The organism is Pseudomonas sp. GM102, assembly GCF_000282555.1.
Lineage (GTDB): Bacteria > Pseudomonadota > Gammaproteobacteria > Pseudomonadales > Pseudomonadaceae > Aquipseudomonas.
The window spans coordinates 101760-114238 of the sequence record NZ_AKJB01000003.1 but is presented as its reverse complement, the minus strand read 5'-3'; the positions used below and the strand labels follow the sequence as shown (position 1 = coordinate 114238).

Below are 12479 nucleotides of genomic sequence, written 5' to 3'. Positions count from 1 at the left end.
ATGAAGGTTTTGACTGACACGACGCCATCGCCAGCAGGCTGGCTCCCACAGTTGTTTTGTGTTGGCTGTTATTGTGCGGTGGCTTTGAGGCCGGTGAGCAATAACCGCTGAAACAAATCCTCTTTCAGCCCTTCCGGTTTCGTCAGCTGCATCCGCTCCAGATGCACCGCAAATTCCGAAGGCGCTGGCGCATCCAGCGCAGCCTTGCCCAATTCCAGAATCTCCGTGAGCTTGAACTTGCTCTTCAACCAGTTCAGCGCCCGCAATAAATCCCGTTCCTCAGCAGTGAAATCGCAACCCAGCGGATACTCCGGAAACAGATTCGAATGCCGAGCCTGAATGGCCTGCAACCGCTGTGGGCTGTTGTCGGCAAACCGCGGATCGAGGCGGAAATGCTTCGGCAATTTGCCAACGTTCTGCGCCTGCTCGATCAGCCCCGGCTGGAAGCGTGAGTCGCTGATGTTGAGCAACGCCTCGATCACCGCCGCATCGGTCTTGCCCCGCAAATCGGCGATGCCGTATTCGGTGACGACGATGTCCCGCAGATGTCGTGGGATCGTGCAGTGGCCGTATTCCCAGACGATATTCGAACTGACTTCACCGCCCGACTCGCGCCAACTGCGCAGCAGCAGGATCGAACGCGCGCCTTGCAGCGCATGGCCCTGGGCGACGAAGTTGTATTGCCCACCGACACCGCTCAGTACCCGCCCGTCTTCAAGTTGATCGGCCACGCCCGCGCCGAGCAGGGTCATGGTGAAGACCGTGTTGATGAAGCGCGCATCGAGGCGCTGCAAGCGTTTGAGCTCTTCCTGACCGTAGAGCTCGTTGATGTAGCTGATGCGGGTCATGTTGAATTCGAGCCGCTTACTCTGCGGCAACTCGCGCAAGCGCTCATAGAAACTGCGCGGCCCGAGGAAAAACCCGCCGTGCACCGAGATGCCGTCAGTCTGCGCGGCCTCGTCCAGCGTGCCGGAATTCGCTTGCTGCTGGGTTGGTACATCCGGGTAGACCTTGCGCCGCACAATCCCGGCATCCGCCAACACCAGCAAGCCGTTGACGAACATTTCGCTGCAACCGTACAGGCCCTTGGCGAAAGGTTCGATACCCCCTTCGCGCTCTATCAACTGCGCCCATTGGCTGAGATTCAGATCCGCCAGTAACGCCTTGTAACCGTCACTGTCAGCCTGCCGCGCCAGCAACGCTGCCGTCAGGGCATCGCCCATGGAACCGATGCCGATTTGCAAGGTGCCGCCGTCGCGCACCAGCGTGCTGGCGTGCAGCCCGATGAAATGATCCTGGAAACCCACCGGCATATTCGGCGTGGAAAACAGCGTGGTGTTGTCTTTCGCGTCGATCAGCAGGTCGAAGGTGTCGATGCCGATTTCCGCATCGCCGGGCATGTACGGCAAATCGTTGTGTACCTGCCCCACCATCAGGATCGTCTCCCCCGCCGCCCGACGCTTGGCGATCATCGGAAACAAGTCGAGGGTGATGTCCGGGTTGCAGCTCAGGCTCAGGCGATCGGGATGCTCGCTGTGGCTGGCGACCAGTTGTGCGACCAGGTTCAAGCCGGCGGCATTGATGTCCCGGGCGGCGTGGCTGTAGTTGCTACTGACGTAATCCTGCTGGGCCGATGCGCTGTCAAGCAGGCTGCCTGGCTGCAGGAAGAATTGATTGACGTGAATGTTGGCCGGCAGGCTGTCGCGACGCAGGTCGGCGAGGAAGCCCAGCTCCGGATAATCGCCGAACACCCGCTCGATGAAGGGTTCAAGGAAGCGCTTTTGCAAGCCATCGCCCAATGGCGGGCGTCCGAGACACAGGGCGGTGTAAATCGTCAGCTGCCGCTCGGGCAGTTGCGCGATCCGTTGATACAGCGCGTTGACGAAGTGATTGGGCTTGCCCAGCCCCAGCGGCAAGCCCATGTGAATATGCGCTGGCAACCGTGCCAGTACGTCATCGACCGCCTGTTCGATAGAACACAACTGCACCATCTGATCCTCCCGCCCGTTCCATGAATTGGGGTTGGACCGAGCTTGCCGGGTCTTTGCTGCAAAGCATAGCCTCAGGGGTAAATCGCACGCACAAAAAAGCCGCTCGTAAGCGGCTTTTCGCTGAAAATGAAGGCTTATTTCAGGCCAGACATCTTCTGGATGGCGCCCTTGAGCTCAGCATCGGCGCAATCGGCGCAGGTGCCTTTTGGCGGCATAGCGTTCACGCCGGAGATTGCTTTCGCCAGCAAGCCATCAAGGCCGCCTTCTTTCTTCGCGCGCTCGCCCCAGGCTGCAGCATCACCAACTTTCGGCGCGCCCAACAGGCCGGTACCGTGGCAAGCGTTGCAATGTTTCGCAATCACTTCGTCAGGGGTCTTGGCACCACCACCGCCGCCAGCAGATGCTGCGACTTCCATCCCCTTGCACTCTTTGCCTTGCACACAAACCTGGCCGACTGGCTCAAGACGTTTAGCAATATCGTCGTTGGTCGCTGCTTGTGCGCTGACTGCCCAAAGGGCCAATACGGTTGCTGGTACGGCCAGCATTTTCATAATTAGATTCACGCGTTCACCCTCAATGGTGGCTAGTCACGCCCACGGCCACGGTTCGCAGGCGGGCGCAAGTATAGCGGTAAGCCCGCCACACTGAAACAACCCCAAAGTCGAAGGGGTCTTGTCGTGGGATGGGAATACAGCATGGGCGTCTCCACAATCCGGGCAGGACGCCTCTTCTCTTAGAAATTCGCTGGGGTAGCTGCGCTGATTAGTCGCGCCGGAGCATCGAACGGATTACGGAAACGGTGCGGCTTGGTACTTTCAAAGTAGTAGCTGTCGCCGGCTTCGAGCACAAATGTTTCGAGCCCGACCACCAGTTCCAGCCGCCCTTCCACCAGAATCCCGGTTTCCTCGCCCTCATGGGTGAGCATCTCATCACCGGTATCGGCGCCTGGCGGGTAGATTTCGTTGAGAAACGCGATAGCCCGGCTCGGGTGAGCCCGACCGACCAGTTTCATGGTCACTGCCCCATCGGAAATATCGATCAGTTCGTGGGCTTTGTAGACGATCTGAGTCGGTTTTTCCTGCAGGATTTCTTCGGAAAAGAACTCGACCATGGACATGGGAATCCCGCCCAACACCTTCCTCAGCGAACTGATCGAGGGGCTGACGCTGTTCTTCTCGATCATCGAAATGGTGCTGTTGGTTACACCCGCGCGTTTGGCGAGCTCACGCTGGGAAAGACCTTTGAGCTTACGGATCGATTGCAGTCGTTCACCGACGTCCAATGCTGGAGCCTCCAGGGATTCAGGTTGCAGGAATATTGAGCGTTATCATGGCGACAGCGTTCAGTATTTACAACACTTGGGCCTGAATCCTGTTTGGCGAAGCGACTTTCGGTCGGGAACGTTTTTCGTCAGGCCCCGGAATAGAGCAGCGGCACCCGACGCAGGTTGCAGAATATCTGGTAAGGAATCGTGCCCGCAGCCGTCGCAACGTCACTGGCGAGGATATTTTTGCCCCACAACTCGACGGGCGAACCAAGGCCGGCTTGCGGCACGTCGGTCAGGTCGACACAGAGCATATCCATCGACACCCGCCCCAGTAACTGACTGCGCTGCCCGGCCACCAGCACCGGCGTACCGGTCGGTGCCTGACGTGGATAGCCGTCGGCATAACCCATCGCCACCACGCCCACGCGCATCGGTTTGGGGGTGACAAATTTCGCGCCGTAACCAATCGGCTCGCCGGCCGGCAGTTCACGCACGCAAATCACTTTCGATTCCAGGGTCATCACCGGTTGCAGGCGAGACGCCACGGCATTGGCCTCTTCAAACGGTGTCGCGCCATAGAGCATGATGCCCGGGCGCACCCAATCGCTCGGAATCTGCGGCCAACCGAGCACCGCCGGCGAATTACGCAGGCTGATTTCAGCCGACAACCCCTGACGCGCCGCCTCGAACACCGCAACCTGTTCGGCGCTAGCCTGGCAGTGCAGCTCATCGGCGCGGGCGAAGTGACTCATCAGCACGATCTTCGCCACTTTGCCGCTGGCCAGCAGCCGTTGATAGGCCGCCTGGTAATCCGCCGGATGCAGGCCAACCCGATGCATGCCCGAGTCGAGCTTGAGCCAGACGGTGATCGGTTTGCTCAGCGCGGCTTTTTCGATGGCCTCGAGCTGCCACAGCGAATGCACCACGCACCAGAAGTCATGCTCGACGATCAACGACAGCTCATCGGCTTCGAAAAAACCTTCCAGCAGCAAAACTGGCGCACGAATGCCGGCGGCGCGCAGTTCCAGCGCTTCTTCGATGCACGCCACGGCAAACCCGTCCGCCTCGGCTTCCAGCGCCTGGGCGCAGCGTACCGCGCCATGGCCGTAGGCATCGGCCTTGATCACCGCAAGGGCCTTGGCCCCGGTGACTTCGCGGGCGATCCGGTAGTTGTTGCGCAGGGCTTGAAGGTCGATCAGGGCACGGGCTGGACGCATGGCGGCAGACTTCTAGTCGGTCATTGAAAAAAAACCGGCGCTGGCTGACAGCGTGAACCGCCAACAGCACCGGGAGAGGGATCTTTCTGGCTTGGCTTTACGGTACAGCGTTATGGCAGTGCGGCAACAACCGACAGCTCGACCAGGATTTGCGGTTCGCACAGCTTCGATTCGACCGTCGCGCGGGCCGGAGCGACGCCTTTTGGCAGCCACTGGTCCCACACCGAATTCATGCCTGCGAAATGCGCGTCGATGTCTTTCAGGTAAATCGTTACCGACAGCAGGCGGTTCTTGTCGGTCCCGGCCAGATCCAGCAAACGCTCGATGTTGGCGAGGGTTTCACGGGTCTGCTGTTCAATCCCGGCGCTCATGTCATCGCCGACCTGCCCTGCCAGATAAACAGTGCTGTTGTGGACGACGATCTGGCTCATGCGTTCATTGGTGAGCTGGCGCTGGATTGACATGTTTTGCGGACTCCTTGAGTTTGTTGCCATAACGGGAAATATCGAGGCCTTCAGCGCTGATCTGCGGCGTTCTCTTCGCCATCAGGTCAGCCAGCAAACGACCGGAACCACAGGCCATGGTCCAGCCGAGCGTGCCGTGGCCCGTATTCAAGAACAGGTTTTTGAACGGTGTGGCACCGACAATCGGCGTGCCGTCCGGAGTGGTCGGACGCAGGCCGGTCCAGAAACTCGCCTGGGCCAGATCGCCGCCCTGAGGATAAAGGTCGTTGACGATCATCTCCAGGGTTTCGCGCCGACGTGGGTTCAACGACAGGTCAAAACCGGCGATTTCCGCCATGCCGCCGACGCGGATGCGGTTGTCGAAACGGGTGATCGCGACCTTATAGGTCTCGTCGAGAATGGTCGACGTCGGGGCCATCGCCGGGTTGATGATCGGCACGGTCAGCGAGTAACCCTTGAGCGGATACACCGGAGCCCGGATGCCCAACGGCTTGAGCAGTTGCGGCGAGTAGCTGCCAAGAGCCAGCACGTAGCGATCGGCGGTTTCCAGCTTGCCGTCGATCCACACGCCGTTGATGCGATCACCGGCGAAGTCGAGGCGCTGGATGTCCTGGCCGAAACGGAATTCCACACCCAGCTTCGTGGCCATTTCGGCCAGGCGGGTGGTGAAGATCTGGCAGTCGCCGGTCTGGTCGTTCGGCAGACGCAAGGCACCGGCGAGAATGTCGGTGACACTGGCCAGGGCCGGTTCGACCCGGGCAATGCCGGCGCGGTCGAGCAGTTCGAACGGCACGCCGGACTCTTTCAGCACGGCGATGTCTTTGGCGGCGCCATCGAGCTGCGCCTGGGTGCGGAACAGTTGGGTAGTACCGAGGCTGCGGCCTTCGTAGGCAATGCCGGTTTCGGCGCGCAACTCGTCGAGGCAGTCACGGCTGTATTCGGACAGGCGCACCATGCGCTCCTTGTTCACCGCGTAACGGCTGGCGGTGCAGTTGCGCAGCATTTGCGCCATCCACAGGTATTGGTCGATGTCGGCGGTGGCCTTGATCGCCAATGGCGCGTGACGCTGCAACAGCCACTTGATGGCTTTGAGCGGCACGCCCGGCGCGGCCCACGGCGAGGCATAACCCGGCGAAACCTGCCCGGCGTTGGCGAAACTGGTTTCCATGGCCGCCGCTGGCTGACGGTCAACCACCGTCACCTCAAAGCCGGCCCGTGCCAGATAATAGGCACTGGCGGTACCGATGACGCCGCTACCCAAGACCAGAACGCGCATTTTCATATCCCTCATCGCGGCTTACCGCTGACGTTTATTGTGCAGACCGAAGATGTGGGCAGTTTAAAAAAGATTAGCCAGTGCTTTTCACTATATAAGTGCCTATATTTGGCGACAATTCTCGGCAAAAACCCTTTTCACGGAGGCGCATCCCCTATGCGGACCAACACTCAGACCAAACGTGAGCTGGACAAGATCGACCGCAACATCCTGCGGATCCTGCAAGCGGACGGGCGCATTTCCTTTACCGAGCTCGGGGAAAAGGTCGGCCTCTCCACCACACCCTGTACCGAACGGGTACGACGACTGGAGCGCGAAGGGATCATCATGGGCTACAACGCCCGCCTGAATCCGCAGCACCTCAAGGGTAGCCTGCTGGTGTTCGTCGAGATCAGCCTCGACTACAAATCCGGCGATACTTTCGAAGAGTTCCGACGCGCGGTGCTGAAACTGCCCCACGTACTGGAATGCCATTTGGTGTCAGGGGACTTCGATTATCTGGTGAAAGCACGGATTTCCGAGATGGCCTCGTACCGAAAACTGCTGGGCGACATCCTGCTCAAGTTGCCGCATGTGCGCGAATCCAAAAGCTATATCGTGATGGAAGAAGTGAAAGAGAGCTTGAACCTGCCGATTCCGGATTGAGCCTACACCGATCGTTCCCACGCTCCGCGTGGGAATGCAGCCCGGGACGCTCTGCGTCCCATCCAGAGCCGAACGCAGAGCGTCCGAAGAGGCATTCCCACGCAGAGCGTGGGAACGATCAAACAACTAAACCAAAACCTGCCGCGTCGAAGCCATGTACTCATGAATCTGCTTCTCGACCCGTGGATGAATCAGCTCCACCGGCCGTCTCCCGTTGGGGCATGGCAACGTCTTGGTGGTACCGAACAGCCGACAGATCAGCGGTCGCTCGTCATACACCGTGCAACCATTGGGGCCCAGATGGACGCAATTGAGTTCATCCATCGCCGCATCCTGCTCGGCCCGGGTCTTGCGCGGCAGGCGGGACATTTCTTCGGGCGAGGTGGTCACCGGCCCACAGCAGTCATGACAGCCGGGCACGCACTCGAAAGAGGGAATCTGCTGGCGCAGCGTGCGAATCTTCTGACTGTTGCAACTCATCGAAGCGGTGACCGAAATTGGAATAGACCGGGATTCTGACGCAAAAGCCCCGATCCAGACAGCGCCAACCGACCGGTGTTGCCCGCGTCCGAAGCGGCGGCTTATGCTCCGTCAACTTTTTCAAACACACGCATCAGGATGACGGATATGAACGCCCCCGTTCAGCAACCGGCCTCGAGCCATCAACACGCGGCCTCTTATTACGCCGCCAGCAGCCTGCCGCAGCCCGATTTGCCGGTGCTCACAGGTGAACTGGTTGCGGACGTGTGCGTGGTGGGCGGCGGGTTCTCCGGGCTGAACACCGCGCTCGAACTGGCCGAACGGGGTTTTAGCGTGGTGCTGCTAGAAGCGCACAAAATCGGTTGGGGCGCCAGTGGACGCAATGGCGGGCAGTTGATTCGGGGCGTCGGCCATGGTCTCGATCAATTCGCCAACGTGATCGGCGTCGACGGCGTGCGTCAGATGAAATTGATGGGCCTGGAAGCGGTGGAAATCGTCCGACAGCGGATCGAGCGCTTTCAGATCCCTTGCGACCTGACCTGGGGTTACTGCGACCTCGCCAACAAGGCTCAAGAGCTGGAAGGCTTCGCCGAAGACGCCATCGAGCTGCACAGCCTCGGTTACCGTTACGAAACCCGTCTGCTGCAAGCCAATGAAATGCACAGCGTGGTGGGTTCCGACCGCTATGTCGGCGGTCTGATCGACATGGGCTCCGGACATCTGCACCCCTTGAACCTGGCACTCGGTGAAGCGGCAGCTGCCCGACAATTGGGCGTGAAGCTGTTCGAACGATCGGCAGTGACCCGCATCGATTACGGCCCCGAGGTCAAGGTCCACACCGCCCAGGGCACGGTTCGCGCGAAGACGCTGGTGCTGGGCTGCAACGCCTACCTCAACGATCTCAACCCGCAACTCGGCGGCAAGGTGCTGCCCGCCGGCAGTTACATCATCGCGACCGAACCCTTGAGCGCAGAACAGGCTCACGCCTTGTTACCGCAAAACATGGCGGTCTGCGATCAACGGGTGGCGCTGGATTACTACCGACTCTCGGCCGACCGACGTTTGCTGTTCGGTGGTGCCTGCCATTATTCAGGACGCGACCCGAAAGACATCGCCGCGTACATGCGACCGAAGATGCTGGCGGTGTTCCCGCAACTGGCCGGGGTGAAAATCGACTATCAATGGGGCGGGATGATTGGCATCGGCGCCAATCGCCTGCCGCAGATCGGTCGGCTCAAGGAGCAGCCTAATGTGTATTACGCCCAGGCCTATTCCGGCCATGGGGTGAACGCCACGCATCTGGCGGGCAAGTTGTTGGCTGAGGCCATCAGCGGCCAGCAGAGCGGAGGTTTCGACCTGTTTGCCAAGGTGCCGCATATCACCTTCCCGGGTGGCAAGCATTTGCGTTCGCCGTTGTTGGCGTTGGGGATGCTGTGGCATCGGATGAAGGAGTTGGTCTGAAAGATTTTCGGCGTCTGTGTCGACGCCTTCGCGGGCAAGCCTCGCTCCTACAGGGATTTTGTCGAGCGGCAATCCCGTAATCGACGCGAATCTGTGTAGGAGCGAGGCTTGCCCGCGAATGGATCTATAAACCGCCGCAATATTCAGATCCGCCAAAAAGGCTTTAGCCCCTCCTCCTGCGCCTGTTCCAGACTCAATCCGACGTCCCTGAGCTGTTCCGGTGTCAATTCCAGCAACACCTTGCGCGTGTGCAGACGATGCCAGAACAGGCCCCAGCGACCCAGGCAGGACGGCGCGTTGCGCATCACCGCCTCGCGTGTGCCGTTTTTTTGCCCTGCCGCCAGTTCCTGACTGTGTAACGTCAGCCGCACATCGCTCAAGCCGTTCATTTTCGTCGCTCCTGTTTACTTGGGTAGCCAGAGCTTTCATGATGCGCGGACGGCGAAAAGCATTACAGATTCAACAAGAACGTATTAACTCCATACAGATTTTCCGTTTCAGCCTCTGAATCACATATTTTCGCCCCATCTGTACTGGTTAACCGAATCACTCACACCGAGACTGCGCCATGACCCTTTACGTCAACCTCGCCGAGTTGCTCGGCACGCGTATCGAACAGGGCTTTTATCGCCCCGGCGACCGGTTACCCTCGGTGCGGGCATTGAGTGTTGAACACGGGGTCAGCCTGAGCACGGTGCAGCAGGCCTATCGAGTGCTGGAAGACGTTGGCCTGGCGATGCCCAAACCCAAGTCCGGCTACTTCGTGCCCGTAAGTCGCGAACTGCCGGAGCTGCCAGCGGTTGGCCGGCCGGCCCAGCGACCGGTGGATATTTCGCAGTGGGATCAAGTGCTGGAACTGATCCGCGCCGTACCGCGCAAGGACGTCGTGCAACTGGGTCGCGGCATGCCGGATATCACCACGCCGACCATGAAACCGCTGCTGCGCAGCCTGGCGCGAATCAGTCGTCGTCAGGACATGCCCGGTCTGTATTACGACAACATCTACGGCACCCTCGAATTGCGCGAACAGATCGCTCGCCTGATGCTCGATTCCGGCTGCCAGTTGAGCGCCAATGATCTGGTGATCACTACCGGTTGCCATGAAGCGCTGTCCACCAGCATCCGCGCCATTTGCGAGCCGGGTGACATCGTCGCCGTGGATTCACCGAGCTTTCACGGCGCCATGCAGACGCTCAAAGGCCTGGGCATGAAAGCGCTGGAAATCCCCACTGATCCGCTCACCGGCATTAGCCTCGAGGCTTTGGAGCTGGCATTGGAGCAATGGCCGATCAAGGCCATACAGTTGACTCCCAACTGCAACAACCCGCTGGGCTACATCATGCCGGAGTCGCGCAAACGTGCGTTGTTGACACTCGCACAGCGTTTCGACGTGGCGATTATCGAGGACGATGTGTATGGCGAACTGGCCTACACCTACCCGCGCCCGCGCACGATCAAATCCTTCGACGAAGACGGCCGCGTCCTGCTCTGCAGTTCTTTTTCCAAGACACTGGCACCAGGCCTGCGCATTGGTTGGGTCGCACCGGGCCGTTATCTGGAACGGGTGCTGCACATGAAGTACATCAGCACGGGCTCTACCGCGCCGCAACCACAGATTGCGATTGCCGAATTTCTCAAGGCCGGGCACTTCGAACCACATTTGCGGCGGATGCGCACGCAATACCAGCGCAATCGCGACGCGATGATCGACTGGGTAACCCGCTATTTCCCCGCCGGTACCCGGGCCAGCCGTCCGCAAGGCAGCTTCATGCTGTGGGTCGAACTGCCGGAGGGCTTCGACACCCTGAAACTCAATCGCGCGCTGCATGATCAAGGCGTGCAGATTGCTGTCGGCAGTATCTTTTCCGCCTCGGGCAAATACCGCAATTGCCTGCGGATGAACTACGCTGCCAAAACAACCCCGCAGATCGAAGAAGCAGTGCGCAAGGTCGGTGCGACAGCCATCAAACTGCTGGCGGAAACCGACTGACCTTTCTTCGGGAAGCGGCGTCCATATGCTAACCGCCACCACCCGGAATACGCTCCGTGAGAATCAGACAGCCCCTGCTTGCTCTTCTGTTACTCGCCTCGCTCCTTGGTGGTTGTACAACACTCAATGTCCCTCGCGAACCGAGTCAGGCCCTGCCGGCGGCGGGCTCGGCGTTCGGCCGTTCGATCCAGGCCCAGGCCCTCCCCTATAAGGGCCAATCGGGTTTTCGCTTGCTCTCCGATAGCGCCGAGGCCTTCACCGCCCGCGCCGAGCTGATTCGCAACGCTCAAAGCAGCCTCGATCTGCAGTACTACATCGTCCATGACGGCATCAGCACACGAATACTGGTGAGCGAGTTGCTCAAGGCCGCCGACCGCGGCGTGCGGGTGCGGATTCTGCTCGACGACACCACCAGCGATGGCCTGGACCGGATCATCGCGACCCTCGCCGCCCATCCGAAGATTCAGATCCGCGTATTCAACCCGCTGCACCTGGGCCGCAGCACCGTCGTTACGCGAACGATGGGCCGGTTCTTCAACCTGTCGCAGCAACACCGGCGCATGCACAACAAACTGTGGGTGGCGGACAACAGCGCAGCTATCGTTGGCGGGCGTAACTTGGGGGACGAGTATTTCGATGCCGAGCCCAACCTGAATTTCACCGACATCGACATGCTCAGTGTCGGACCGGTTGCAGAGCAGTTGGGACACAGCTTCGACCAGTACTGGAACAGCGCCCTGAGCAAGCCGATCGAGCAGTTTCTCTCGACCAAGCCGACAGCCAGGGATCTGAGAAACACCCGGATCCGACTGGACGAGTCCCTGGAGGAAACGCGCAAACAGAACCACGCGCTTTATCAGCAGTTAATGGCCTACACCACTCACCCGCGCCTGAATGTCTGGCGCCGGGAGCTGATCTGGGCCTGGAACCAGGCACTGTGGGACGCACCGAGCAAGGTGCTGTCCGACGGCGAACCTGACCCGCACTTGTTGCTGACCACCCAGTTGGCGCCCGAGCTCAATGGGGTCAACAAAGAGCTGATCATGGTCTCAGCCTACCTCGTACCCGGCCAACCGGGGCTGGTTTACCTGACCGGTCGCGCCGATGCCGGCGTATCGATCAGTGTGCTGACCAACTCACTGGAAGCCACCGACGTACCGGCCACGCACGGTGGTTACGCGCCTTATCGCAAAGCCTTGCTGGAGCATGGGGTTCAATTGTTCGAATTGCGTCGCCAGCCCGGCGATAACGGTGATAGCGGCAGCGGACCGCGCCTGTTTCACAGCGGCAGCAGCTCCTACCGCAGTTCCGACTCCAGCCTGCACAGCAAGGCGATGATTTTCGACCGACAGAAAGCCTTTATCGGCTCGTTCAATTTCGACCCGCGCTCGGTCCTATGGAACACCGAAGTCGGGGTCCTGGTAGACAACCCGCAGCTCGCCGGACGGGTGCGCGAACTGGCACTGGAGGGTATGGCGCCTGCCCTCAGCTATCAGGCCCGGCTGGAAAAGGGGCAGATTATCTGGGTCACCGAAGATGACGGCAAGCAGCGCACATTGACCAAAGAACCGGGAGGTTGGTGGCGACACTTCAATTCATGGTTCAGCAGCATGGTCGGCCTGGAGCGGATGTTGTAGTCAGGACGCTGGTGATGAATTGTGGCGAGGGAGCTTGCTCCCGTTCGGCTG

The 12479-nt window shown here is 60.0% G+C and carries 12 protein-coding genes; 4 read left to right on the top strand and 8 right to left on the bottom strand.

Annotated elements, in window-relative coordinates:
• Positions 1 to 68: 68 nt before the first annotated feature.
• From PMI18_RS27900 to dadA, 6 genes are all read right to left on the bottom strand, one after another.
• On the bottom strand, positions 69 to 1991 hold the full coding sequence (locus tag PMI18_RS27900) for an acetyl-CoA hydrolase/transferase C-terminal domain-containing protein (RefSeq protein ID WP_007894751.1): 1923 nt from the start codon (positions 1989 to 1991) through the stop codon (positions 69 to 71).
• 134 nt (positions 1992 to 2125) lie between these two features.
• On the bottom strand, positions 2126 to 2542 hold the full coding sequence (locus PMI18_RS27905; RefSeq protein ID WP_033035626.1) for a c-type cytochrome: 417 nt from the start codon (positions 2540 to 2542) through the stop codon (positions 2126 to 2128).
• A gap of 182 nt (positions 2543 to 2724) precedes the next feature.
• Entirely contained in the window at positions 2725 to 3273 is a 549-nt protein-coding gene (locus PMI18_RS27910; protein WP_007894746.1) for a cupin domain-containing protein, read from the bottom strand.
• Positions 3274 to 3401: 128 nt separating this feature from the next.
• Positions 3402 to 4475, bottom strand: a complete 1074-nt coding sequence (gene alr / locus PMI18_RS27915) for an alanine racemase (RefSeq protein WP_007894743.1) — start codon at positions 4473 to 4475, stop codon at positions 3402 to 3404.
• A gap of 110 nt (positions 4476 to 4585) precedes the next feature.
• On the bottom strand, positions 4586 to 4939 hold the full coding sequence (locus tag PMI18_RS27920; RefSeq protein WP_007894740.1) for a RidA family protein: 354 nt from the start codon (positions 4937 to 4939) through the stop codon (positions 4586 to 4588).
• Positions 4911 to 6215 carry a D-amino acid dehydrogenase gene (dadA, locus tag PMI18_RS27925; protein ID WP_007894735.1) on the bottom strand — a complete coding sequence of 435 codons (1305 nt, stop codon included), beginning with the start codon at positions 6213 to 6215 and terminating at the stop codon, positions 4911 to 4913. Before dadA ends, PMI18_RS27920 begins: the two co-directional genes overlap by 29 nt.
• A 156-nt stretch (positions 6216 to 6371) precedes the next feature.
• On the opposite strand from dadA, the gene PMI18_RS27930 reads away from it, so the two are divergent.
• On the top strand, positions 6372 to 6860 hold the full coding sequence (locus PMI18_RS27930) for an Lrp/AsnC ligand binding domain-containing protein (RefSeq protein WP_003206849.1): 489 nt from the start codon (positions 6372 to 6374) through the stop codon (positions 6858 to 6860).
• A 126-nt stretch (positions 6861 to 6986) separates the two neighbouring features.
• On the opposite strand, the gene PMI18_RS27935 is transcribed toward PMI18_RS27930, so the two are convergent.
• Positions 6987 to 7340: a YkgJ family cysteine cluster protein gene (locus tag PMI18_RS27935; protein WP_007894729.1), complete on the bottom strand. Its 354-nt coding sequence runs from the start codon at positions 7338 to 7340 to the stop codon at positions 6987 to 6989.
• 147 nt (positions 7341 to 7487) lie between these two features.
• Here PMI18_RS27935 and PMI18_RS27940 point away from each other — a divergent pair, with 147 nt between their 5' ends.
• Positions 7488 to 8801: an NAD(P)/FAD-dependent oxidoreductase gene (locus tag PMI18_RS27940; RefSeq protein WP_007894726.1), complete on the top strand. Its 1314-nt coding sequence runs from the start codon at positions 7488 to 7490 to the stop codon at positions 8799 to 8801.
• Positions 8802 to 8944: 143 nt separating this feature from the next.
• Here the strand turns inward: PMI18_RS27940 and PMI18_RS27945 are convergent, their stop codons facing one another.
• Positions 8945 to 9190, bottom strand: a complete 246-nt coding sequence (locus tag PMI18_RS27945) for a DUF1127 domain-containing protein (RefSeq protein ID WP_007894724.1) — start codon at positions 9188 to 9190, stop codon at positions 8945 to 8947.
• A gap of 179 nt (positions 9191 to 9369) precedes the next feature.
• On the opposite strand from PMI18_RS27945, the gene PMI18_RS27950 reads away from it, so the two are divergent.
• Together PMI18_RS27950 and PMI18_RS27955 are read left to right on the top strand one after the other, a co-directional pair.
• Positions 9370 to 10791, top strand: a complete 1422-nt coding sequence (locus tag PMI18_RS27950; RefSeq protein WP_007894722.1) for an aminotransferase-like domain-containing protein — start codon at positions 9370 to 9372, stop codon at positions 10789 to 10791.
• Positions 10792 to 10847: 56 nt separating this feature from the next.
• Positions 10848 to 12428 carry a phospholipase D family protein gene (locus tag PMI18_RS27955; protein ID WP_007894720.1) on the top strand — a complete coding sequence of 527 codons (1581 nt, stop codon included), beginning with the start codon at positions 10848 to 10850 and terminating at the stop codon, positions 12426 to 12428.
• The last annotated feature ends 51 nt before the right edge of the window (positions 12429 to 12479 follow it).